The organism is Staphylococcus sp. 2S1, from assembly GCF_046721335.1.
In the GTDB taxonomy this organism is placed as follows: Bacteria; Bacillota; Bacilli; order Staphylococcales; family Staphylococcaceae; genus Staphylococcus; species Staphylococcus equorum_A.
In genome coordinates this window covers 886,543-909,874 of the sequence record NZ_JBEUUJ010000003.1, presented here as the reverse complement: position 1 = coordinate 909,874, position 23,332 = coordinate 886,543, and the positions used below count along the sequence as shown (strand labels likewise).

The 23,332-nt window shown below is 34.9% G+C and carries 21 protein-coding genes and 6 pseudogenes; 4 read left to right on the top strand and 23 right to left on the bottom strand.

The annotated features are described in order from the left end of the window. Nucleotides 1-23 precede the first annotated feature (23 nt). Nucleotides 24-779, bottom strand: coding sequence for an SDR family NAD(P)-dependent oxidoreductase (locus tag ABLV90_RS04830; protein WP_427708286.1), 756 nt, complete (start codon nt 777-779; stop codon nt 24-26). 65 nt (nt 780-844) lie between these two features. Beyond that, nucleotides 845-1,279 carry a MarR family winged helix-turn-helix transcriptional regulator gene (locus ABLV90_RS04825; RefSeq protein ID WP_427708284.1) on the bottom strand — a complete coding sequence of 145 codons (435 nt, stop codon included), beginning with the start codon at nt 1,277-1,279 and terminating at the stop codon, nt 845-847. A 149-nt stretch (nt 1,280-1,428) separates the two neighbouring features. Here ABLV90_RS04825 and ABLV90_RS04820 point away from each other — a divergent pair. Further along, a pseudogene (locus ABLV90_RS04820) lies at nt 1,429-2,164 on the top strand (glucose 1-dehydrogenase). Nucleotides 2,165-2,275: 111 nt separating this feature from the next. Here the strand turns inward: ABLV90_RS04820 and ABLV90_RS04815 are convergent. The 8 genes and pseudogenes from ABLV90_RS04815 to ABLV90_RS04780 form a co-directional block, all read right to left on the bottom strand. Continuing rightward, on the bottom strand, nt 2,276-2,605 hold the full coding sequence (locus tag ABLV90_RS04815; protein WP_460872272.1) for a PH domain-containing protein: 330 nt from the start codon (nt 2,603-2,605) through the stop codon (nt 2,276-2,278). A gap of 20 nt (nt 2,606-2,625) precedes the next feature. Then, nucleotides 2,626-4,108: pseudogene (locus ABLV90_RS04810) on the bottom strand (catalase). A 13-nt stretch (nt 4,109-4,121) separates the two neighbouring features. Continuing rightward, nucleotides 4,122-5,069: a ferrochelatase gene (hemH, locus tag ABLV90_RS04805; protein WP_427708278.1), complete on the bottom strand. Its 948-nt coding sequence runs from the start codon at nt 5,067-5,069 to the stop codon at nt 4,122-4,124. Between the two features lie 447 nt (nt 5,070-5,516). Continuing rightward, nucleotides 5,517-6,053, bottom strand: a complete 537-nt coding sequence (locus ABLV90_RS04800; protein WP_427708276.1) for a hypothetical protein — start codon at nt 6,051-6,053, stop codon at nt 5,517-5,519. 94 nt (nt 6,054-6,147) lie between these two features. Continuing rightward, nucleotides 6,148-7,104 (bottom strand): hypothetical protein, encoded by a 957-nt coding sequence (locus ABLV90_RS04795; RefSeq protein WP_460872271.1) that lies wholly within the window; start codon nt 7,102-7,104, stop codon nt 6,148-6,150. Nucleotide 7,105: 1 nt separating this feature from the next. Beyond that, nucleotides 7,106-8,002, bottom strand: a complete 897-nt coding sequence (locus ABLV90_RS04790) for an ABC transporter ATP-binding protein (RefSeq protein ID WP_427708272.1) — start codon at nt 8,000-8,002, stop codon at nt 7,106-7,108. Nucleotides 8,003-8,023: 21 nt separating this feature from the next. Next, nucleotides 8,024-8,356 (bottom strand): YflT domain-containing protein, encoded by a 333-nt coding sequence (locus ABLV90_RS04785; protein ID WP_069814880.1) that lies wholly within the window; start codon nt 8,354-8,356, stop codon nt 8,024-8,026. A gap of 39 nt (nt 8,357-8,395) precedes the next feature. Continuing rightward, a complete protein-coding gene (locus ABLV90_RS04780; protein WP_427708270.1) occupies nt 8,396-8,794 on the bottom strand; it encodes a hypothetical protein in 399 nt (132 codons plus the stop codon). Nucleotides 8,795-9,042: 248 nt separating this feature from the next. Between ABLV90_RS04780 and ABLV90_RS04775 the strand changes: the two genes are divergently transcribed. Next, nucleotides 9,043-9,828, top strand: coding sequence for a VLRF1 family aeRF1-type release factor (locus ABLV90_RS04775; protein WP_460872270.1), 786 nt, complete (start codon nt 9,043-9,045; stop codon nt 9,826-9,828). Nucleotides 9,829-10,169: 341 nt separating this feature from the next. Here the strand turns inward: ABLV90_RS04775 and ABLV90_RS04770 are convergent, their stop codons facing one another. Together ABLV90_RS04770 and ABLV90_RS04765 are read right to left on the bottom strand one after the other, a co-directional pair. After that, nucleotides 10,170-10,703, bottom strand: a complete 534-nt coding sequence (locus ABLV90_RS04770) for a phosphatase PAP2 family protein (protein WP_427708266.1) — start codon at nt 10,701-10,703, stop codon at nt 10,170-10,172. 51 nt (nt 10,704-10,754) lie between these two features. After that, a complete protein-coding gene (locus ABLV90_RS04765; RefSeq protein ID WP_460872269.1) occupies nt 10,755-11,936 on the bottom strand; it encodes an FtsW/RodA/SpoVE family cell cycle protein in 1,182 nt (393 codons plus the stop codon). 255 nt (nt 11,937-12,191) lie between these two features. On the opposite strand from ABLV90_RS04765, the gene ABLV90_RS04760 reads away from it, so the two are divergent. Together ABLV90_RS04760 and ABLV90_RS04755 are read left to right on the top strand one after the other, a co-directional pair. After that, nucleotides 12,192-12,419, top strand: a complete 228-nt coding sequence (locus ABLV90_RS04760) for a hypothetical protein (protein WP_460872268.1) — start codon at nt 12,192-12,194, stop codon at nt 12,417-12,419. Beyond that, nucleotides 12,388-12,795 (top strand): class I SAM-dependent methyltransferase, encoded by a 408-nt coding sequence (locus ABLV90_RS04755; protein WP_460872267.1) that lies wholly within the window; start codon nt 12,388-12,390, stop codon nt 12,793-12,795. Before ABLV90_RS04760 ends, ABLV90_RS04755 begins: the two co-directional genes overlap by 32 nt. Nucleotides 12,796-13,084: 289 nt before the next feature. Here the strand turns inward: ABLV90_RS04755 and add are convergent. The 11 genes and pseudogenes from add to ABLV90_RS04700 form a co-directional block, all read right to left on the bottom strand. Next, a pseudogene (gene add / locus ABLV90_RS04750) lies at nt 13,085-14,066 on the bottom strand (adenosine deaminase). Between the two features lie 181 nt (nt 14,067-14,247). After that, nucleotides 14,248-14,448, bottom strand: coding sequence for a hypothetical protein (locus ABLV90_RS04745; protein WP_069832263.1), 201 nt, complete (start codon nt 14,446-14,448; stop codon nt 14,248-14,250). A 72-nt stretch (nt 14,449-14,520) separates the two neighbouring features. After that, entirely contained in the window at nt 14,521-15,120 is a 600-nt protein-coding gene (cysC, locus tag ABLV90_RS04740; RefSeq protein ID WP_427705596.1) for an adenylyl-sulfate kinase, read from the bottom strand. A gap of 18 nt (nt 15,121-15,138) precedes the next feature. Continuing rightward, nucleotides 15,139-16,317, bottom strand: a complete 1,179-nt coding sequence (sat, locus tag ABLV90_RS04735) for a sulfate adenylyltransferase (protein WP_460872266.1) — start codon at nt 16,315-16,317, stop codon at nt 15,139-15,141. 22 nt (nt 16,318-16,339) lie between these two features. Further along, nucleotides 16,340-17,246 (bottom strand): annotated as a pseudogene (locus tag ABLV90_RS04730) (sulfite exporter TauE/SafE family protein). Nucleotides 17,247-17,271: 25 nt separating this feature from the next. After that, a complete protein-coding gene (locus tag ABLV90_RS04725; protein ID WP_460872855.1) occupies nt 17,272-17,430 on the bottom strand; it encodes a hypothetical protein in 159 nt (52 codons plus the stop codon). Nucleotides 17,431-17,461: 31 nt separating this feature from the next. Continuing rightward, on the bottom strand, nt 17,462-17,884 hold the full coding sequence (locus ABLV90_RS04720) for an NAD(P)-dependent oxidoreductase (RefSeq protein WP_460872265.1): 423 nt from the start codon (nt 17,882-17,884) through the stop codon (nt 17,462-17,464). Nucleotides 17,885-17,920: 36 nt separating this feature from the next. Then, nucleotides 17,921-18,660 (bottom strand): annotated as a pseudogene (locus ABLV90_RS04715) (sirohydrochlorin chelatase). Between the two features lie 14 nt (nt 18,661-18,674). Further along, nucleotides 18,675-19,449: pseudogene (gene cobA, locus ABLV90_RS04710) on the bottom strand (uroporphyrinogen-III C-methyltransferase). A gap of 23 nt (nt 19,450-19,472) precedes the next feature. Beyond that, the gene (cysI, locus tag ABLV90_RS04705; RefSeq protein WP_460872264.1) at nt 19,473-21,182 is read right to left on the bottom strand and encodes an assimilatory sulfite reductase (NADPH) hemoprotein subunit; all 1,710 of its coding nucleotides are present in this window, start codon (nt 21,180-21,182) and stop codon (nt 19,473-19,475) included. A 20-nt stretch (nt 21,183-21,202) separates the two neighbouring features. After that, nucleotides 21,203-23,026 carry an assimilatory sulfite reductase (NADPH) flavoprotein subunit gene (locus ABLV90_RS04700; protein WP_069814907.1) on the bottom strand — a complete coding sequence of 608 codons (1,824 nt, stop codon included), beginning with the start codon at nt 23,024-23,026 and terminating at the stop codon, nt 21,203-21,205. Nucleotides 23,027-23,332 lie beyond the last annotated feature (306 nt).

Genomic DNA, 23,332 nt, shown 5'->3' with positions numbered 1-23,332 from the left:
ACTTCGTTATATTTTTAACATCATCAGTATAATTTAATACTACCGCCATCTACCATAACCGTTTGTCCCGTGATATATTGCGCGTCTTCACTTCCTAAAAATACTGCTACTGGACCAATATCTTTTTCAACATCTCCAAATTTTTGCAATGGAATGCCTTGGACCACCTTTTCATAATATTCAGGGTTATCTTTGCGCCATTGATCAACGCCTTCAGAATAAGCGATTGGGGATATGATATTAGCATTAATGCCAAATTCGCCAAATTCATTAGCTATCACACGTGTAATACCACGTATCGCCTCTTTGGCTACAACATATGCACCTTGATGCTTATCCCCTTTTACAGCGGCGCCCGAACCAAAGTTTATAATATTACCTTTTGTTTCTTTCAAATAAGGTATAACCATTTGGCATAAATAAAATGTCGCATAGAATCCTGTATTCAATGATAAGTTCAAATCTTCTTCTGTAATATCTAAAAAAGAATTCATACGAGATGCGTGTGCATTATTAACTAATATATCAATTTTCCCATAATTTTCTAGCGTAGTATCTACACAAGCTTGCAATGAACCTTTATCTGTTAAGTCTGTCTTAATAAATAACGTTTCATAACCTTGACTGTTTAGTGTTTTACTCAATAATCGCCCTTTTTCTTCAGCGATATCAGAGATAACCACTTTCGCATTTTCTTTAACATATGCCTTCACAATTCCAGAGCCAATACCTCCTGCGCCACCAGTCACAATTGCTACTTTACCATCTAATCTAGTCATTAAAATCACCTTTTCATTTTTTAATATTAGAATATTTTCGCTCTTTCTTTTGTACGTATAAAATCTTATTTATTCAATTGTTTGACATGACTATAAAGTTTCTTCTGAATGTTAAGTAATTCCGTCACTTCTTCATCATTTAATACTGCATAAATTTCATTTCTCATTTTTTGACCTTGTTTTTGCGCTTCTTCTAACAAATCCAGTCCTTTTGCAGTAATCGTGATTAAAATGGAACGTCTATCCTCTTCTTGATGTGCCCTTACTACGTAGCCTTCTTTAACGAGTCTGTTTGTTAAACCGGTAATTGCACCAGAAGTATAACCAAGCGACTGCGCAAGCGCGGATGGCTTCTGCGCACCATGCTCTTTAAGTTTAGATAAGGCAATAATTTGTGAAATATTAACATTCATATTAAATTGTTTCATAAAAAGTGTCATTGTCGCGTCATTAAATAACTCAGCATTATGAATGAGTTCGAAAAAGTTATTCTTTTCCATGATATGCCTCCTTAAATACGTTGATATAATAATAGTATATACAAAATTAGTTTAGCAGTAAAATACTTAATGCTAAACAGTTAACTTTTAATGTATTTACTGTTAAATTATATAATAATAGTGAATTCATCATGGGAGGAAGTTAAATTATGAAAAGATTAGATAATAAAGTTGTAGTTATTACTGGCGCAAGCACAAGGTATGGGGAAAATGCACGCTGAAAAAGTATTGCATGAAGGTGCAAAAGTTGTGATTACTGACATCAATGAAACACTGGGTCAAGAAGTTGCACAGGAACTTGGGGACAATGCACTTTTTATTAAACATGATGTTTCTAATGAAGCAGATTGGCAAAATGTAGTAAATACAGTAATCCAAAAATGGGACAAAATAGACGTCTTAGTAAATAATGCTGGCATTACTTATAACACGCCAATAGAAGAACTCAGTTTAGAAAGTTATATGAAAATTGTAAACATCAATCAAGTCTCTGTATTTTTAGGTATGAAATCAGTCGCTTCAACTATGAAAGCGCAACAGCAAGGTTCAATTATTAACATATCTTCTATGAATGGACTTGTTGGTGGTGCAATTGGCTACACAGATACGAAATTTGCAGTTCGCGGCATGACTAAGGCTGCTTCAAGAGATCTTTCACCCTATAATATACGTGTGAATTCAGTACATCCCGGTGTAATTCAGACACCTATGATTGAACAAGAAGGTGTTAAAGAAGCAGTCGAACAATTCGCGAAGACCATTCCAATGCGTCGTGTTGCTCTAACTGAAGAAGTATCTAATATGGTCATCTTTTTAGCTTCAGATGACGCGAGTTACTCTACAGGTTCTGAATTTGTAATCGATGGCGGTCTTACTGCGTTATAAACAACTTAAGCAAACCAAATATTTCAAACAACAAAACCCCCTTCGCAATACCATTTAAATGGTTGTGAAGGGGGTTTATAATAATTCATACTATCTATTGAAATCAAATTACTAATTATATTTTTTAGGTTCTACGTAAGCGACAAAGTTTTCAGCATCTTCTTTATTTAAATCTGTTAAAGAAAATGTGCCAATGCTAAAGCGCATCGTTAATACATTACCGTCTAATTCGATATTTTCAATTTCGTCATATCTAATGTTTCTATAGTAAAACTGGCCGCCCATATCAACATTTAATATAAGACGTTCATTTGTTGCGACATAAGCCGCTTCGTATACTTTTATTTCTCCTTGAACAGGGTATTCCATATTTCCTAAAACGGAAGGCCCTTGTTTCTCAGTTGGAAATAAATCTTCTGGATTAATATTATCTAATATCATTCGATTACCTACCTTTTCAATTAGTCTGCAACTTCTAAGTCTACAGTATTAATATCAATACCTAAAGCATCTGCTACACCTTGACCGTAAGTCTGGATCCGCTTTATAACAATGTCTAATATGACGGTGTTTTAGTGGATCAGTAACTGGGCCCATTTCATTAGCCGTATTATTAAATAATATTTGTTGTTTATCAGGTGACATTCTACGGAACAATTCACTTGGTTGTTCAAAGTAATTATCATCATCTTCACGATAATCATATTCGAACGCTTGGCCTTGAATGTCTAAACCTGGTTTTTTGTGTTGCGGTTGGTCTTCAAGCGCACCGTTACTATTTGGATAGTAGTGTGTTTTTGAACCTTGGTTATCATCTAAAATACGCATTTGTCCATCTCTACTAAATGGACAGATATTTTCTACACCTACACCTTTAGGTTGGTTAACAGGAATCTGCCAATGGTTTACACCTAAACGATATCTTTGTGTATCGCCATATGAGAATAGACGCCCTTGTAACATTTTATCTGGTGAAAAGTCTAGCCCTGGAACGATGTTTGTTGGTGCAAATGTTGCTTGTTCAACATCTTGGAAATAGTTTTCAGGGTTTCTATTTAATTCAAACTCTCCTACTTCGATTAATGGGTATTCGTCTTTATACCAAACTTTTGTTAAATCAAATGGATTATCTTTATGATTGCGTGCTTGTTCTTCAGTCATTACTTGGATGTACATTTTCCATTTAGGGAAGTTACCTTCTTCAATGTTTCCAAATAAATCTCTTTGTGAAGACTCTCTGTCATTTGCTATAACTTGTCTTGCTTCTTCAGGTGAATAGTTTTCTATCCCTTGTTGCGTTCTGTGGTGGAATTTAACCCAAACACGCTCGCCTTTATCATTGTACATAGAGTATGTGTGAGAACCAAAGCCATGCATATTTCTGAAACCTTTAGGAATACCACGGTCTGACATCACTATCGTAATTTGATGTAACGCTTCTGGTAATAATGTCCAGAAATCCCAGTTTGCTTGAGGATCTCTCATGTTTGTTTTTGGATTACGTTTAACAACATGGTTTAAACTTGCGAATAATTTAGGGTCTCTGAAGAAGAATACTGGTGTATTGTTACCAACTAAATCCCAGTTACCTTCGTCTGTATAAAATTTCAATGCAAACCCACGAATATCACGTTCTGCATCTGTTGCACCACGTTCACCTGCTACTGTTGAAAAGCGAGCGAACATTTCTGTTTCTTTGCCAACTTCAGAAAAAATACTTGCACAAGTGTACTGTGTAATATCATTTGTTACTTTAAATGTACCAAACGCACCAGAACCTTTTGCATGCATACGACGTTCCGGAATAACTTCTCTATCGAAGTGTGCCATTTGTTCTAAGAAATATATATCTTGCATTAAAAGCGGACCTCTAGGGCCTGCTGTCATACTATTTTCTCTATCTCCTACTGGTGCACCAAATAATCCTGTTAGTTTTTTACTCATTATATTATCTCCTTTAATTTACCGCAGTTAAGTGATTCTTTTCTTTATAATTATTGATGACTGCATTTGCGATGCTTTCAATAAACAGTTGATTTGAGCCAGGCATTTCAGCTCTATAATAATTACAACCTAAATCATCGCAAACTTTTTTACATTCATAATCGTTATCATATAAGACTTCTAAGTGTTCACATGTAAAACCTAATGGAACGTATATAAAGTTTTGATAATCATATTGTTCATGTAATGTTTGAGTCAAATCTTGCACATCTGGTCCAATCCAAGGTTCCCCAGTGTTACCTTCAGATTGCCAACCATTAAAAACATGGTTATGTCCAATTCGTGATTGGATTAACTGTGCTGTTTCTTCAAGCTGACTTGGATAAGGATCATTATGTTCCAATATTTTTTCTGGAAGACTATGCGCAGAAACGATAATTGCTGTTTTTTGATGCGCTTCCTCAGGTATTAAATTCAATTGTGTATTTACTGAATCAACCCAATACTGAATGAATTTCTCTTCTTTATAAAATTGATCCAATGTCGTTACTTTAATATTTTTCTCATTTGCATATTGAGATGCGCGCTGGTTATACATTTCTACTGAAAATGAAGAATAATGCGGCGTTAAAACTACGCTGACGATTTCATCTATGCCTGCCGCACTAATGTCATCTATCGCATCTTCAATAAATGGATGTATATGTTTCAAACCTATATATAATTCATAGCTTATGTCACTCGTCATTGCGTTAAGTGTATGACATAATGTTTCAGCTTGTTTTTCAGTCGTTGTTGCTAAAGGTGATACGCCACCAATATATTCATATCTATCTTTCAAATCTATGTATGCTTCATGGCTTGGTTCATGTCCATGTCTGATATGCGTATAGTAAGGTAAAATATCTTCTTCCTTATATGGCGTACCATAAGACATACATAATAATGCTACACGTTTCATGTTAAGTGCACCTCCACTAACTTACTCTTCTTTACAATAATTATCTATTTGTAATTATTATAATCTATTATAACGTAAAAATGATTAAAGTCTATATTTAAATGTTCAATATATCATTTGAATTGATAATACATCCTTATAAGTGATAATGAATTATGCGTTTTCATTATTTTTTATTACTATTAAATAGTAATATAACACTTCACTTTCTTGCAATAATCTATATTTTATATATTGGTGGTGTACATAATAAAGGCCTACCTCGCACCAAACAATTTAACACGAGTTGAACACATGGCGGCCGTGGATGTGCCCTTGGCAAGCGATTATGAAATAGTATTTAATATGGCAAAAAAGAGCTACCAACAATTTGGCAACTCTTTTTAGTGATTATATTCAATTCACATTACGATTTGTCATTATACATAATCATTTTTATTATAGTCATTATATATCTTTTCTGTTAAATCCGAACGCACCTATGACACACAGAATAATGAAAATAAGCAAAAGGGTAATCATCGGCCCACTTGTAAAATCATCTATAGGCAAACTTGGTATATGCTCAAATGGTGTGATATCTTTCATCCAATCTTTCACATTCAGTAAAGTACCTAAATAATTCACTAAAAAAGTATAAGCGAGATAAGCATAGACTAAAGTCGTTAACTTTATGCCCCATCCAATTACGACAGTTCCTATACCAACAAAACTCAGTATGGCTGGTATATAGACAATAGCCGATTGAATGACCATGTTAAAGTCGAGTGGTGTATCCATTGAATAGAATTGGCCAACATACAAACCGAGTCCTGCGACAAAAATCATCACTACCGCATTCACCACACTGATAATTAGAAAACTCAGTAAGTACTTGATACGCGAAAGCGGATTGGCTAATACAAGCATCGCGTATCCTTTATCTATCCCTTTCTTTATTTTAAATAAAGCTAACAGCGTAGGAACCGTACTGATTATCGCCATCACCAACATCAGTTGCGGTAAAAATTGTTCGACGTAATCCCCATTTGGATTTTCTAACATTGACAGTAATAATGGATTATCTTTAAAAAGTCGTCTAAATTTCCAAAAATAGAGCCATAAGATAACCCAAGTATAAATAATCCAATAGCAAAATATAAAAAATCATTTTTTGTAATCTGATTTGTAAACCTAGTGGAGACTTCATGTACCACTTCGCATGTTGGCTCCCTTTTTTCTGTGGTAATAATTTAGCATCGATATCACGCAAACCATTTAACACAAAGGCAAGTATAGCAATGATAACTGTAAGGCCTAAAATGCACCACACCGGCCACCAATGATCTTCTGAAAATGCATAAGTTCTAGACAACCAGCCCATTGGTGAAAACATAGATAGCGTCTCATTGGCTACATCTCCAAACGCTCTAATCAAATACATAATGAGCAATAAAGCGATACTCACACCAGTCGTCTCACTACTAGATGATACAAATTGGGCAACGAACATGGTCAACGCAACAAACATCATACCAAATACACCTAAAGCTGAACTATATAAAAATGCACCTACTAAATCTATATCCTCAACGTTTAACCACGCTAACCCTAAAGTGAGTAATATGATTAGGCTGACATTAAGTAATAAATTTTGAATTAGATGTCCCATCAAAGGTGCTTGTTTACCAATCGGCAAAGCAGTTAAAATGATTATTCTACCGTCTTCTTCATCGCCACGTGTGTCTCGAGATACTATTAAAATATTCATAATTGCTACCATTATTGCTGTGAATAAAGTCATTTCATGCGTAAAAAGCACACCAATATTTACATCATCAAAATCAGCCGGTCCGAGCATCGCTTGCATCGCAGGATTTTTTGACATCTCGATGATAGGACTCATCTTAGATTGACTCGGGTACATCGACTCAAAAGCAGGTGGAATCATTAACGTTAAAGCAGTTAATAAAACCACCCATAAAATCATTTTTTTACTATTTCTTTTTACATAAAAATAAAATAACTTTGAGGTTTGGTAAAATGATTGCTTCATATCATTCACCTACTTCATCTGTTGCTTCATAATATCGTTTAAATATTGCTTCTAGAGTTGGTGGCGTAGATTCTAATTTTTTAATTTCAAAGTGGCTTAGATATTCAATGACAGCAGAAATTTTATCTGAATCAACTTCAAAATAATATGTGTTGCCTTCTTGCCTCACATTATGCACACCTGTCACTTGTGTTAACGCGCCTAATTGCTGTCCACTTTCTACGGTGAATTGCATGCGTGTAAGATGGCGCATCTCGTCTAAAGTCCCAGAAGTTATCATCTTCCCTTTACGGATAATACCTACGCGATCGCACAATTTTTCTACTTCACTTAAAATATGACTTGAGAGTAATACACTTTTGTTATTATTTTTAATGTCTCTTACACATTCTTGAAAAACCTCTTCCATTAGAGGATCAAGACCAGAAGTAGGTTCATCTAAGATATATAATTTTGCATCAATACTAAACGCAGTAATTAACGCTACTTTCTGACGATTTCCTGTAGAATAAGCACTACATTTTTTAGTAGTATCTAATTCAAAGCGTTTAATTAATTCATTTTTTCTATCGTGATTTGCTTTAGGATGAAGACTAAGAAAGAAATCAATAATCTCTCCACCAGTTAAATTTGGCCAAAAATTGACATCCCCAGGCACAAAAGCAAGATCTTTATGCACGGCTACTGCATCTTTCAGCGCATTTTTGTCAAAAATTTCAATAGTACCTTGCGTTGGTTTCAACATACCTAATATTGCTTTGATTGTCGTTGATTTCCCAGCCCCGTTTGGTCCAATAAAGCCATAAATTTCACCCTCATTGAGTTCTAAATCCACGCCATCTAAAGCATAGAATTTACCAAAGCGTTTTGTTAAATCATTAATTTTAAGTAGGGTCATACACACCACCCTTTACACGATTTATAACAGTCCTTTAACTCTAAAATCAGTAACAATTAAAATGATATTGCCTTCTTTCATTTCTGCCTCACAGTGATCTGCATCACTAGAAGGAACGCCTAATATGCTAAGCTTTTCTCTTAATTCTTCAGCTTTCGAATCAAAATCTTCATCTATATCAACTTTATTGTAATCAACTGCTGTAACTTTTATATTTTCAGTAACCTCTGCAGTTCGATCTTTATCATCTGATAGCACGTATATATCTTGGCTACCAATACCACGATCTTTTAAAGCCTTCACATCCGCTACTAAAGCCGCGTCATTTGTATAAGGTTTTACAACCGGTGCCATAAGAATCCTCCCTTTCCAATACTTCAACTTATTAATATATTAATTTTTTGCCTTAATCATTAAACTGTTATATCGATTTTCAGTTATATAAAAATAAGTATCCTCTAACATTAAATCGAACAATTCATCTCTGACCATGTTATCTGTCATTTCAAATTGCGTTTCAACCTTTTCTTCCGCTTCATCTTCAACAAAAATAACTTGATCTTTTCTTACATCTACTGTCTTACGTTTATAAATGAGTTCGAGATGCGCACGCCCTTGATGTATTGCTTCTAAGTTATCTATCTTATAGGCACTTTGTACAAATTCTTCAATTCGTCTTTCTCTGTGACGCTTATCTTTTGACACTTTAAAATCCTTTGTATACTTTAGCTTAACAAGTAAGTAAATGACTAATATGAAAAGTATCGTTACAAGAAATAGTAGCGTAGCCATACATACTCCCCCTTTATTCGTGTGAATTTTCAATTCAAGTTATCTTTTTCCAATATTATAGTTAATTTTCCCTTTGAAAACGCTTTTAAACACTTTTAAAATCTTAAAATTAACTTTTATTGTTGTAAAAAATTATTATTAAGATTTTATATTTATTTACTAATACGATCTGATAATATATCTAAAGTTTAACTTCTATAAAAAAGGCAAAATATATAGTATGTAAGAATTATGAAGGGTGATATATAATGCTTTTACAAGAAGAAATTAATAACTTGGAACAATTCGATGGTAAGTCACAAAATCAAAAAGTATTCTCAATTTATTTAGATACCAGTCCCGAACAAGGAACAAAGTGGAAAATTGAATTAAAAAATGCCTTGAAAGACTTATCAGACAAAACAAAAAGCAGTGACAATCACGAAGAAAAAAACCAAGCAAAAGATATTATCAATAAAGTAGAAACTGAAATACAAGGCGCTGAACCTAATTTAAAAAGAGGTCTTATTTTATTTATGACTGCCGACGAGTCATTAAGGTTCGAAAAACACGTCAACATTTCTATAAAAACGGAATTTAAATGGGACACAAAACCCAAATTAGATCAGCTCAAATCATTACAACAAAGCTATCCTTACACTGGTATTTTAGTTTTACAACAAGACAAAGCACGTGTAATTGAAACTGAAATTGGTACAATTGTAGACGAAGATTATTACACTCTAGATTTAGATACTAATGATTGGAGAGAACATTCTGGACCACAAGGCGATGATTTAACTCAAGGTGGCGCGCAAAGAGATGAATATAAAGAACGTGTGAAAGCTAATCAAGAGCGTTGGTTCAAAAGTTTAGTCGCTACTATTGAGAAAAATGCTAAGAAGAAAGGCTGGCACCTACTCTATTTAGTCGGTGAAAAAGAAGAAGTAGAAAAATTAAAAACGATGTTCAATCGTAACATTGACCAAGTCACACCAAGTAATATATTAAATTTAAATGCAACAGAAATTATAAACAAAGTAATGGAAGAATAAATTTCAAATCATGCTAGTCACAATATATCAAAACACCTGAATATGTACTGAATTTTAAAAGCTGTACTTTGCTTTAGCATATAATTTTAAAGGCTTGTTTCCCAATTTTTGTAGGAGACAAGCCTTTAAATTTTGTTTTGATTTGTTCATTGTTATTGCGGGTTTATTAAATTAAAAATAGCAGTGATTTGAGCCGACTTCTAACTCGTTAATAAAACACTAACCGAAGACTACAAGCTGAGACTGTGCCCGCGGAAAGCGTGCACAAAAGAACTGCTAACAAAGTAGAAGTCGTTGTCGACAACCTGATAAAGAGGTGTTTTTACACATGGCTAGTAATGTCACCTATTATTTTTAGTTGTAGTTGAAGTTGCATTACCCAATTTCAAAGCTTGAAGCATAATCCCTATAATGAGTATGCTACCTATTGTATCTGTAAAAAAGTGTGCACGTAGATATATTCTAGAAACGATAATCGAAATGATCAATAATAAGCATATGAGCGTTAGCCATTTATTATTTTTCAACAATAATATGAGGCTCACCAGTAGACAGACACTTAACACGTGCATACTTGGAAAACTATAGCCATCTATACTGATATCAGGTCTTGGTCGTTGAATAATATATTTAAAAAATGTGCCTATCAACAAAACACTGAAACACCAAAATCCATACCACCAAAACTTAAATTGATTATAAAAAAATACGAGTGTTAAAATCATCAATATCATGATTAAACAGTGCAACGGCTCAAATATATTAGAAATTATTTCAAGATATACAACGACACTATTAGAGTTAATCGTTCCATGTAACCATTGATAAATAAAATTATCTAATGGATCAGTTAAATCTATATGTATACATATCATGAGTATCAATAAGCACAAACTTATTAAAATCATTTTCAAATAGTCTCTCACTTAGTTTAATTTCCTTTCATTATTAATTCTTCTAGCTACTGCTAATAGCGTTCCATAGGCAATGCTTATGCTCAATATAGATGATCCGCCATAGCTTAATAGCGGTAATGTTACCCCCGTTAAAGGAATGATGCCAGAGACTCCTGCTAAATTAATGAACACTTGCATAAATAAATAACTTACGACACCGACGCAAATTAATTTATAAAATTGATTTGTGGTTTTATTTGCATATATAAGTCCTTTAACTAATATAAAGCCATAAATCAGTAATATAAATAATACACCTAGTAAACCTAATTCCTCTGAAATAACCGTGAAAATAAAATCAGTATGCGGTTCTGGTAAATACCCTAATTTAGCAATACCATTACCTAGACCTTTGCCAGTAAATCCGCCATTTCCAATTGCTGTTAAAGCACTCGTAAGTTGATACCCATCATCTTTTTCGTATTTAAATGGGTCGATCATGACTTGAATACGTCTTAATCTGTAAAGGTTTTTAGCATCAAAAATCAATGTATAAATACTATAAAATACAATTGGAATCACTGCGATTGCCATGATTTGAATTTTTACCTTATTTTTTAAATCTGAATAAATCAGTATGCAAGCAATAATCGCTACTGTTAATAAAGTACCGCCCAAGTCCCCTTGCATTAAGACAAGTAATAAACTTATCCCGATGATGCCTAGTGGTGGAATGAGATGTTTCAACTGATAATCCCTTCGACTCGATACACGTTGGTTAATCACATAGGAAAGGTAAAAAATTGAGGTTAGCTTTAAAAATTCTGAAGATTGAATACTAAACAAACCTAAATTAATCCAGTTTTTGGAACCGTTGATTTCCTTACCAATTAACACAGTAATTAGCAATAGCAACAATGTACCTAACACCATCATTTTCTGTACATTGTTCTCTTTAAAAGCGTTAATGTTAACGAAACTACCAATAAATATAATAATAACTACACCCAATACCAAAAAGAGCAATTGTCTTTTCATAAAATAATTACTTTCGATAGGCACACCGCCTGTTAATGCGCCTTTAGATGCGGATACCATACTCGCACTGTAAACCATCATTACACCTATAATACCAAGTATGATAAAACAGAGAATCATACTAAAATCCAAACCTTCTAAACGCCCGCGCGCCAGTGTTAAAAATCGCTTCATGACTTCACCTCATTATGACTGATAGACTCCAGTAAAACATATTTTTAACATGTCCTCAATCATACTTTAGGCTCACCTAATACTTATTTGAACACATGTATTTTCATATTATTAAATATACTGTTTTAAATAATATACATTGTGCTACTTTTCATCTTGTGATAAACTCTATTAACGACTTAACATGTCTATAATAACCATTATATAAATGAATGATTTTTTTATAATAATTTCACTCAACAAAGGAGTTTTAACTTGAATAAAGACCGTTTTGATCAAATTGCTCAAAAGTACGATGGCCCGAGTAGAATATATCTTGCCGATACAATTGCGACCGAAGTGAAAAAGGTGTTCGAAAACACTTCATATCAGTCACTATTAGATTATGGTGGCGGCACTGGTCTAGTAACATTAAATATAGAGCGTCATTTTGACGAAGTCACAATGATGGATGCTTGCACCTCAAATGATCAAGGTGTTTGAAAGCAAAATTGCTGAACTAGGCAAAACACAGATTCACGCATATGTAGGTGATATTCTTTCAGATGAAACACAGATTAACGCTACCTATGATGTAGTTTTCCTTTCATTAGTACTACTTCACAGCGGTGATTACAAAGCATTATTAACAGCGTTACGTGCGAAATTAAATCCTGGTGGTCTGCTCGTTCTTGTTGATTTTAATAAGAATGAAAATGTATATCATCCAAAAGTCTATAATGGCTTTGAACAAACGGATATCCAGCAACTATTTACTGAATTAGGTTTAACACATGTCCAATCACACACATTTTATGAAGGTGAAAATATATTTATGAATAAAGATGCGAGTTTATTTATTGCAACTGGCCGTTCATAATTTGTTATACAAAAAAGAGAACTTCCGGCTATTGGAAGTTCTCTCAGAACGTAGACCATCTTTGTTGATTCATTTCTTTATTTAACACTTATTAGAAACGGAAGTTCTCTTTTTGTTAATTCAGTTATATCTTCGTTTTAGAAAATGGCAGTGATTTGGGCTGACTCCTGCGGGGAAAGCACTAGTCGAAGACTACAGGCTGAGGCTGTGCCCGCGGAAAGCATGTACAAAAACTGCCAATAAAGTCAGAGACTTTAAGAGCACTTCCAACTATTGGAAGTTCGTTTTTTTATGATTGCATCACTGCTTTTAAATTTTCTTTTTCAATATCTGACAAAAAGGCATATTCGATTGCTCTTAAGTTGATAAATTCAATCTGTTCGACTGAAATCAATTGATGTTTCATTAATAACGCATACTCTTCATTTAGTGAAGTTTGAGTGACCGTACGATTATCCGTGTTAATAATAAAAGGTATATCCTGCTCTAGCAAATAAGGTATGTTTAATTCTGTTAAATCTTTTATCGCTTTCGTTTGAACATTACTTTTCGGACACATTTCTAACATCACATTGTTTCGCTTTATTTCTTGTAACGCAGCTTCATTTTCATTAATGGCAACACCATGACCCACACGTTTTGCGCCTAATTTAATAGACTCCATAACATTATGCATACATCCACATTCACCGGCGTGTAAAGTGAGATTAAACCCTTTATCTAAACCGTATTGAATTGTGGTACGAATATCTTCCGGTGGAAATGCTTGCTTCCGGACCTGCAAAATCAATCCCACGCACCACTTCACTATCTCTCTGCTCAAGATAATCGAAAAGCGCTTCATTCACTGTAGCTTCATGCTGTCTCATTGCACAAACCAATAAATTAATTTTGATATCCATCGTTTCTGTTGCAAGTTGGACGCCCGCTTCGACTGCTTTCAATACATCTGCTAACGACAAGTCGTGTTCAGTATGCAATAACGGTGCAAAGCGAATTTCTATATACTTTATATTATCTTTACTCGCTTGTTGCGCAACATCTAAGACAGCTCTTTTGAGACTATCTTTTGTCTGTAGCACTTTTAATATTTCATCAAAACACTGCAAATATTCATCTAGGCTTTCACAATTTTCACTTACGAGCAAACGGGGTTCTTTTAAAACTATATTTTGTTCAGAAGCAAGTTGCTTGATTAACGCTATACTTGTAGAACCATCGAGATGACAATGAAGTTCTACTTTAGATATATCTTGTATGGTTTTATTCATGTCCGAAACCTTCCTTACTTCCAATATGTCACTATAATTATATTTTACTGTAGACACAAAGAAAGATTTTATTAGAAATTAATTCATATACTATAACATGATTATTTTAACATGACCATAAAACCCTCTACATTAAAGACAGATGCTAATCAATTATAAATCGCTTATGCCCTTTAATTTATTATAGTTTTCCAAAATAACCCAAAATTGTTAATGTTATACCTAAGCCTATAAAGCATGTGAACAATATAACTACAATCACTTTGAACTCTAGCATAAAATAACTTCTATCTTGTCCTTTATTTACTAGGAAAACACCACAAAACACTACTAAGATCAATATAATAAGCAAACTATAAGCAATTATATTTAAGATTTCCATCCATATTCCCCTTTCGTGTTTTATCTTTATTTAATACTTAAATCAACACACCACAAGATTTAACTCATCTATCTAAATATATTGATACACTTTCAAATAGTTAACAATTTTATTTACAGATTGCTCGATACTATCTTTTTCTGTATCTATGACTATTTCTGGCGTTTCTGGTGTTTCATAAGGTGCACTAATACCTGTAAATCCAGCAATTTCTCCACTTCTAGCTTTCTGATACAATCCCTTAGGATCTCTCGCTTCACATTCCTCGAGACTGCATAATGTATGCACTTCTATAAATTCGTCCTTTTGTAATAAGCTACGTACCGTGTCACGATCCGCTTGATAAGGTGAAATAAATGCAGAAACAGTGATTAACCCTGCATCTACCATTAACTTTCCTACTTCGCCAATCCGTCTAATATTTTCTGTACGGTCTTCTGGACTAAACCCAAGATTATTGTTAAGTCCATGTCTGATATTATCTCCATCTAATCTATACGTATGTATCTGGCGTTGAAACAATGCTTTTTCTAACGCAACAGACACCGTCGATTTACCAGACCCTGATAATCCAGTAAACCAAATCAATACACTTTTGTGGTCGTTACGGCGTTGTCTTTCTTCTTTTTTAACTTCGGATTCATGCCATGTAATATGTTGAGATGTGTTCATTCACTTCACTCCTTTAAATTATTGCTCTTGCAAGCCTTTAATCAATACTTCTGCTACTTCTGGTCTTGAAAATGCCTTAGGTAGTGATTCTCCATTTTTAAGCTTTTCACGAACTTTTGTACCACTCAAATGTAAATGTGAGGAAGCGTCATGTGGACATGTTTTTGCAGTCGCCATATTTTCACAAGTTTTGCAGTAAAACGCATGTTCGAATTTCAAAATTTGTATTCCTAACTCTGCTTCATATTTAGAAATAAGCTCTTGTGCTTCATAAGTACCATAGTAGTTACCTACACCAACATGATCGCGTCCAACAATAAAATGTGTACAGCCATAATTTTTTCTTACTGTCGCATGTAATATTGCCTCTCGTGGACCAGCATAGCGCATTGCCGCAGGATAAATGACTAAGCGTGCTTTATTTTCCGGGTAATAATTATTAAGAATGACTTCATAACTCTCCATGCGTACAGCAGCTGGAATATCGTCAGATTTTGTCTCTCCAACTAATGGATTCAATAATAGTCCATCAACAGATTCTAAAGCTGCTTTTTGTATGTACTCGTGTGCTCTATGTACTGGATTTCTTGTTTGGAATCCTACAACTGTCTTCCAATTCAAGTCATTAAATAATTGTCTCGTTTCAGCGGGATCTAAATGATAATCTACAAAATCGTCATGCTTTGGTCGATCTAGTAAATAGATTGGTCCAGCAAGATAGACATTCCCTTTTTCATATACTTTCTTCACACCAGGGTGGTCAATGTCTGTAGTACCATATACACGTTGTGCTTCTTTCTCTTTGTCGTACGTATATTTTTCCTCTAATTCAAGTACGCCATATAAATGCTCGTCTTCACCATATAATGCGACACGTGTTCCTATCTCTAGTTGCTTTGCTTTATCTTCAGTTACAGGTAAAGTGATGGGAATACTCCACACTAAGCCATTACTTAAATGTAAGTCTTCTACTACATTTGTATAGTCTGCTTCATTCATAAATCCTGTTAACGGACTGAACCCACCAATACCAATAAGCTCTAAATCTGACAAACTCCATGGATTCAGTGTAATAGTAGATAATGATTTCGACTCGGCCAATAATTCCTTTTTTAGTAAGTCACTCACTTCTCTGTTAATGAGTTTCCCACCATGTGCTTCAATCGTATTTGCAATTGATTCTGTTGTTAATGTCATACTTATACACTTCCTTTATGTTTTAATCTAGTTCATTCGTGTTTGCTTTATTTTTAGAAATTGAAAATGATAATTTTTTATTTTGATATAACGCATAAGTAATTAAAATAATCCAAATGACAATAAGCGATACTTTAATTGTTATGGATATTACTGGTGTTGGGTCAAAAACGCTGATTAAAGAACTACTATTAGTAAAGATAATCAAACCACTTACGCAAACCGCTAAGATATTCACCGGTAAAATTTTAACAAGCCAAGTCGCGAAAGGTGCTGCAATCAACCCTCCAATACTCAATGAAACCACTAAACCTAAATTAATCTGACTCCAACCTAAAAAGATAATAAAGCTAATTGATGCTGAGAGTGCCACGAAAAATTCACTCGCAGACACGGTACCAATTGCATATCTTGGCTCTAACTTTTTTTGAGCTAATAACAATGGTGTGTTGACTGGCCCCCAGCCCCCGCCACCAATTGAATCAAGGAAACCTGCAATTGCGCCTTGTGGAATCATAGCGTAACGCCCTATTTTACTTGCATCTTTTTGTACTTGGTTGTCTTTTTTAAATAAAAATTGGTATAAAATGTAAAAACCCATAGTTAATAAAAACACAGCAATAAAAGGCTTAATTAAATTACTATGTATATGACTTAAAAACGCCGCTCCAATAAATGCTGTAATTGCGCCTGGAATTGCTAATTTAATCATTGTCGGCTTGTGCACATTTTCAAACTTCCAGTGTGCTGTGCCAGAAGCAGCAGTTGTTGCAACTTCAGCAAAATGAATCGTTGCAGATGCGATTGCTCGGCGCTATACCGAAAGTTAATAATATTGAGGAAGAAGATGCACCGAATCCCATACCAAGGGAACCATCTATCAATTGTGCGAGAAATCCTGCAAGTGCGAAGATAAATAACTTATACATGTGTCATACTCCTTCCGAATTGTGTTTAATTCAGTGAATCAAGCCATTTAACCACATCTCTTTGGTTATCTTTTTCCAAATAACGATCTGCTAAAATTGATTTCAAAAATCTTTGCTTTTCTAATGAAGATAACGAACTCCGTTTAACGCGTTGTCTACATTCATATAAGAAATCTACATACACTTCATAACGACTCGTAAACTGTTGTTGAAATTCAGCGAGAATTTGTGCTGTAAGCGCTCGGGCTTGCACCGTTTGTAGAAATACTTAATGTCAACTTGCCACGTCGTAATATGCTTGGAAATACCACATCACCTGAGGTCGATGCTCCAGCCATATTTATCATTGCGTGACTTGGTTTATGTTGCAATACACATTGATTTGTAGATGCGCTATTTGTCGCTACAACAATGAAATCTGCCTGCTGGATATCGTTAATTTCAAATAATTTTTCACTCCATTTTATTGCTGAGTGTTGAACCATATCTTTCAAATTTTCAGTAATAGTGGGGCTAATCACATGAATGTCTTTGGCATAATTGACTAAAGTATTCACTCTTCGTTCTGCAACTTTACCCCCGCCAATTACAAAGACTTTCTTATTTGAAATATCAATCATGAGTGGAATCAATGGCATTATGTCACTCCTTACTATCTTGAGTACTTAAGACTGTTACTGGTTTACAGTTTCAAATGTTGCTTCTACACGTTCTTTTAATGCAATTTGTAAATGACTATGGTTGCCAAGTCGGTCACACAGTACAATGCCATGCTCTACTTGATAGTCATCTATAGTTGTTGCTATGTGACGTTCTAAAATACCTGTAAACCACAAATATGGAACTACAAATATTTGTGAATGTGCTTTATTGACTGCATCTTGAAGCGCTTCTTCAAATGAAGGCCCACACGCAGCCAAATAACACACTTCGATGTCTAAATGAATATTTTTATCTTGTAACTGCGCTTTGATTGTCGAGAGGTCTTTTTGTGTTTGAGGATTATAACTCCCCTGCCCACGATCAATACTTTCGCATCCATATTAGGTGTCATATGTGTTTCTTCAATTCTTTGATGTAGTATTTCAGTTAACCGGCGTTGTACCCCTAATGGTTTTCCATAAGAAACTTTGACATGTGGGTACATTTGCTGATTTCGTTGAATTTCTGTCGGTATATCTTTGAAATAATGTCCTGCGCTTAGTAAAAGTACGGGTATCACAGAAATTTCAGTTGCTCCTTTATTAACTAATCGCTGAAAACCTTGTGACACATTAGGCAGTGTTAATTCTAAGAAGCATGTTTCTTGTAATGGCACATCGATTTGATTTTTAACTGATTCAATAAAGTTCACAGCTTCTGTAACAGCTTCATCTACCCTACTACCGTGACTGACATATAAGACGCCTCGCATACTAAGACCTCCCTCTATTGATATGTTAAATTCGCAAGTGACGCTTCTGATTGTCCCGCTTCAAACCAACTGATATGTTCTCTTAATTTGACCACTTCGCCTACGACAATCATTGCCGGGTTTTCAATATCTTTGGCAACTTCCACAATGTTCATCAAGTTACCAACCACTGTCTTTTGATTCTCTGATGTACCAAGCTGAACCAAAGCAACCGGTGTATCAATGGGACGTCCATGTTTAATCAATAGTTCACTAATTTCTGGTAATTTTTTGACACCCATATAAATGCACAGTGTTTCTGGACCGAGAGCAAGATGTTTCCAATACGAATCTTTATCTATATTCTTATTAATCACACCTGTAACAAAGGCAACAGATGAACTATAATCTCTATGTGTAACGGGGATACCTGCATATGCAGGTGTCTGCGATACCTGATGTAATACCTGGCACAATTTCAAATGGAATTTGATGTTCTGCTAAAATTTCTGCTTCTTCTCCACCTCTTCCAAAAATAAAAGGATCTCCACCTTTTAATCTTGTAATGGTTTGACCTTTTTTCGCAAAATTCACTAACAACTTATTCGTATCTTCTTGTGATAAAGAATGACGATAAGGGTCTTTCCCACAATACATAAACTTCGCTTGCGGCGATGCATGACTTAATAACTTTTTGTTTACTAGTCGATCATATAAAATGATGTCTGCTTGTTGAATCGCTTTTAATCCCTTTACTGTGATTAAATCAGGATCGCCTGGACCCGCGCCTACTAAAAATACTTTGCCCATCTTGACACCACCTTCTCAATTTATTAGCTATGAAATACTTGACCGTCCTTAACCTCGGCTACGATGCCCGCACGTATGACGAAATCACCAAAATGTTCACCCTCGTTTCTTTCTTTCGCATATTGGATTAATATAGGTCTCAAGCTTTCTAAAATCTCAGCTTCTGCTATATTTTCTTTGAAAATTTTATTTAATCTATCGCCTGTAAAGCCGCCACCCAAGTACATGTTATATTTTCCTGGGCCCTTACCTATAAATGCAATTTCTGCTAATGCGGGTCTGGCACATCCGTTAGGGCAACCTGTCATTCGAATCGTAATTTCTTCGTCGTTTAATCCTGCTTCATCTAATAATTCTTCGATTTTTCCAATAAGTGATGGTAAATAACGTTCGGATTCAGCCATCGCTAAACCACAAGTCGGAAAAGCAACACACGCCATAGAGTTTCGTCTTAAGCCTGTATAATGTTCGCCATCTGTCAGACTATATTCTGAGATGATTTTTTCTATCTTTGGCTTTTCACTGTCAGAAACATGCGCAATAACTAAATTTTGGTTAGGGGTTAGTCTAAAATCACCTTTATGGATTTGAGCAATTTCTCTTAACGCTGTTTTTAATTTATAGTCATCCGTATCTTTGACTCGTCCATTTTGTATAAATAGCGTGAAGTGCCATTTACCGCTGCCTTCTGTCCAACCATAGCGATCTCCATTATGGTCAAAATGATATGGTCGTTCACTTTCTAATTGCCATCCAAGACGTGCGTTTAATTCATTTTTAACCCACTCTACGCCTTTGCGATCTACTGTATATTTAAAACGTGCGTTCGTACGGTCTTCACGATTACCATGGTCTCGTTGAATTGTTAATATTTTTTCACAAACGTCCACAACTTCTGCTTTAGGAAAATAGCCAATCAGCCGACCTACTTGAGGATAGGTAGCTGTATTGCCATGTTTCATTCCCATGCCACCACCAATCGTTACATTGAAACCGACGAGTTCGTCTTGTTCTATAATGGCAATCAAACCAACATCTTGTGAATAAACATCGATATCATTCGAAGGTGGCACTGCAATACCAATCTTAAATTTACGTGGAAGATATGTTTTACCGTACATTGGCTCAGGTTCTGCATCACTCGTATCTAATACTTTCTCACCATCTAACCAAATTTCGTGATAGGCTTGCGTCTTCGGTGACAAGTGTCGACTGATGTCATTCGCAATTTGATTAATTTCACCATGTACATGAGACTGATAAGGATTCGGATTACACATCACATTACGATTCACGTCACCACAGGTCGCTAAAGAATCTAGTAATGCCTGATTTATACTTTGCATAGAACTTTTTAAATTTTTCTTTAAAATGCCATGAAATTGAAATGCTTGTCTTGTCGTAAGTTTGATTGTTCCATTGGCATAAGTATTCGCAATATCGTCCATCGCAATCCACTGTTCAGCCGTTGAAGCACCGCCTGGCGCACGTACTCTGATCATGAAACTGTATGCCGGTTCTAATTTTTGCTTACGACGTTCATCTCTAATATCTCGGTCGTCCCGCATATAACTGCCATGAAACTTTAAAAGTTTTGTATCATCTTCTGTAATCGAACCAGTAATTCTATCTGCTAAACCTTCAACAATCGTGCCACGGAGATAATTACTATGCTCTTTGATACGTTCTAATTCATCGAGTTTGTCAGAAAAACTCACATTCGTTTCAGCCATACATCATCCCTACCTCTCTTTTAATAAACATCTCTTTGATAACGTTTTTCTTTTTTCATTTGTGTAAGATACGCTTCGGCATCTGTTTCAGACATGCCGCCTTCTTGTTCTAATACGTAGCGAATCGTTTCATGCACATCTTTAGCCATTTGTTTTTCATCACCACATATATATAATGCGGCGCCATTCATTATCCATTCGTAAAATGTTGCACTTTGTTCAGCAATACGATGTTGCACATAAATTTTTTCTTCTGAATCGCGTGAAAATGCTACATCTAATTTGCTTAATACATCATCTTTTAACCAAGTTTGCCATTCTGTTTGATATAAAAAATCTGTAGTAAAGTACTGTTCTCCGAAAAACAGCCATGTATTACCAGTTAATCCAAGTTCCTCTCGCTCTTGAAGATATGATCTAAATGGTGCAACTCCGGTACCTGGGCCAATCATTATTACAGGTATTTCTTCGTTAAATGGAAATTTAAAATTAGGATTCTTCTTCAAATAAATTGGTATACTATCTCCGGGTTGTAAGCGTTCGGCTAATTGTACGGAACAAACACCATCACGTTCACGTTCGTGAGCCTCATACCTTACTGCACCGACTGTAATATGCACTTCATCTGGATTTGCTTGAAAACTACTTGCGATAGAATACTCTCGCGGTGGTAACTTTCTTAACAATTGATGTAATGACTGTGAATTAAATTGACTCGGTGGAAAATCTGTTAATAAATCGATTAAATCTCGACCTTCTATGTAACTTTGTATCCATAACGTATCCTCTACTTGCTCGGTTAATGTCGTATTTTCAAATAACGTTGAGGCTTTTAGCACTAAGTTCTTTGTTAATTTAGTAATTTCAAAATGATCTCGTAATGCTTCTTCGAGCGTGAGCTTGTCACCATTCGAATTAATAGCAATTTCGTCTTGAGCATGCCAACCTAAAGTTTCAATAAGTAATGCCACAATATTCGGATTATTTTGTGGCACTACGACTAAGCAATCACCTGGTTCATATGTCTCACCATAGTCATCTAGTAAAAACTCAATATGCCTTACTTCCTTGTTAGATCCTCGGCCATTCAAATTAATGTTCTCCAATACTTCTGCTTCATATGGATTCGACTTGGAATAACGCTTTTCTTTTGTAGCCTGTGCTGTTTCTGCTAGTATTACTGATTCTTTGTGACTCGATGATTGGTTGAGTTGTTGAATATTTTCATTCATCCAGGCTTCAGCTTGCTCATCAAAATCTAAATCACAATCACGTCTTGCTACTAAACGTTCGCCGCCTAATTCTAAAAATCTAGCATCAAAGTCTTTCCCTGTTTGGCAAAAGAACTCATATGATTCATCTCCAAGAGCAAGTACTGAATAACGTACACCTTCTAATTTAGGCGCTTTTCTGCCATGTAAAAATTCATGAAATGTAAGTGCATTATCTGGTGGATCACCTTCACCATGCGTAGCTGAAATCACAAATAAATCTTCTACTTTTTTCAAGTCTTTAGGTTTAAACTCGTCCATTGCAGTCAATTTCACAGTGTAGTTATGTTCTACTAATCGATCTGCAAAAATTTCTGCCAAACTTTGCGCATTACCAGTTTCTGAGCCATAAAGTATTGTTATATTTCTATCAACATTGTCTTCTGACTCACTGTTTAATACATATTCTGCTACTTGCTGTGGGGCTTCAGCATCACTGACTAAAGTGTTTTGATATGCTGAAAGATAACCACTCAACCAAACTTTTTGTTCTGTGGTTAAAATGCTAACGACCTGATTGAGTTGGTCTGCTTGATGCTCATTAAATGGACTATTTGATACAGATAAATTCACCGCAAGTTCACCTCTTTTTTGTTTTTATGGGAGTGGGACAGAAATCTAATTTTTCTAATAAGATTTCGTTGTATGAGCCCAGACCGACAAGGATGACTAGAAAATGAAATACAAGGGCTGAAGCTCCTCGCATAAGCATATTTTCAATTCAGTCAGCTATTGCCAATTTAATAATTGAGTTTGATATATATATTCATGTCCTAAGCTCATGTCTGAAAAACAGCTCTATATCTTACTCATAATATATTTATTGAATAAATATTGCTTTCATTCTATACATATCCGATGTGTATACTAAGGATTAAT

Bases quoted from the DNA above. Each gene is read 5' to 3' on its own strand.
- ABLV90_RS04780 (WP_427708270.1), bottom strand. From the start codon at position 8,794: ATGGCTACGCTACTATTTCTTGTAACGATACTTTTCATATTAGTCATT.
- hemH (WP_427708278.1), bottom strand. From the start codon at position 5,069: ATGAAACGTGTAGCATTATTATGTATGTCTTATGGTACGCCATATAAG.
- ABLV90_RS04795 (WP_460872271.1), bottom strand. From the start codon at position 7,104: ATGAAGCAATCATTTTACCAAACCTCAAAGTTATTTTATTTTTATGTA.
- ABLV90_RS04825 (WP_427708284.1), bottom strand. From the start codon at position 1,279: ATGGAAAAGAATAACTTTTTCGAACTCATTCATAATGCTGAGTTATTT.
- sat (WP_460872266.1), bottom strand. From the start codon at position 16,317: ATGACATTAACAACAGAATCAATTGCAAATACGATTGAAGCACATGGT.
- ABLV90_RS04745 (WP_069832263.1), bottom strand. From the start codon at position 14,448: ATGGAAATCTTAAATATAATTGCTTATAGTTTGCTTATTATATTGATC.
- ABLV90_RS04790 (WP_427708272.1), bottom strand. From the start codon at position 8,002: ATGACCCTACTTAAAATTAATGATTTAACAAAACGCTTTGGTAAATTC.
- ABLV90_RS04830 (WP_427708286.1), bottom strand. From the start codon at position 779: ATGACTAGATTAGATGGTAAAGTAGCAATTGTGACTGGTGGCGCAGGA.
- ABLV90_RS04765 (WP_460872269.1), bottom strand. From the start codon at position 11,936: ATGAAGCGATTTTTAACACTGGCGCGCGGGCGTTTAGAAGGTTTGGAT.
- cysI (WP_460872264.1), bottom strand. From the start codon at position 21,182: ATGGCTGAAACGAATGTGAGTTTTTCTGACAAACTCGATGAATTAGAA.
- ABLV90_RS04800 (WP_427708276.1), bottom strand. From the start codon at position 6,053: ATGGCGATAATCAGTACGGTTCCTACGCTGTTAGCTTTATTTAAAATA.
- ABLV90_RS04755 (WP_460872267.1), top strand. From the start codon at position 12,388: ATGCTTGCACCTCAAATGATCAAGGTGTTTGAAAGCAAAATTGCTGAA.
- ABLV90_RS04720 (WP_460872265.1), bottom strand. From the start codon at position 17,884: ATGCCATTGATTCCACTCATGATTGATATTTCAAATAAGAAAGTCTTT.
- ABLV90_RS04815 (WP_460872272.1), bottom strand. From the start codon at position 2,605: ATGATATTAGATAATATTAATCCAGAAGATTTATTTCCAACTGAGAAA.
- ABLV90_RS04775 (WP_460872270.1), top strand. From the start codon at position 9,043: ATGCTTTTACAAGAAGAAATTAATAACTTGGAACAATTCGATGGTAAG.
- ABLV90_RS04770 (WP_427708266.1), bottom strand. From the start codon at position 10,703: ATGATATGTATACATATAGATTTAACTGATCCATTAGATAATTTTATT.
- cysC (WP_427705596.1), bottom strand. From the start codon at position 15,120: ATGAACACATCTCAACATATTACATGGCATGAATCCGAAGTTAAAAAA.
- ABLV90_RS04785 (WP_069814880.1), bottom strand. From the start codon at position 8,356: ATGGCACCGGTTGTAAAACCTTATACAAATGACGCGGCTTTAGTAGCG.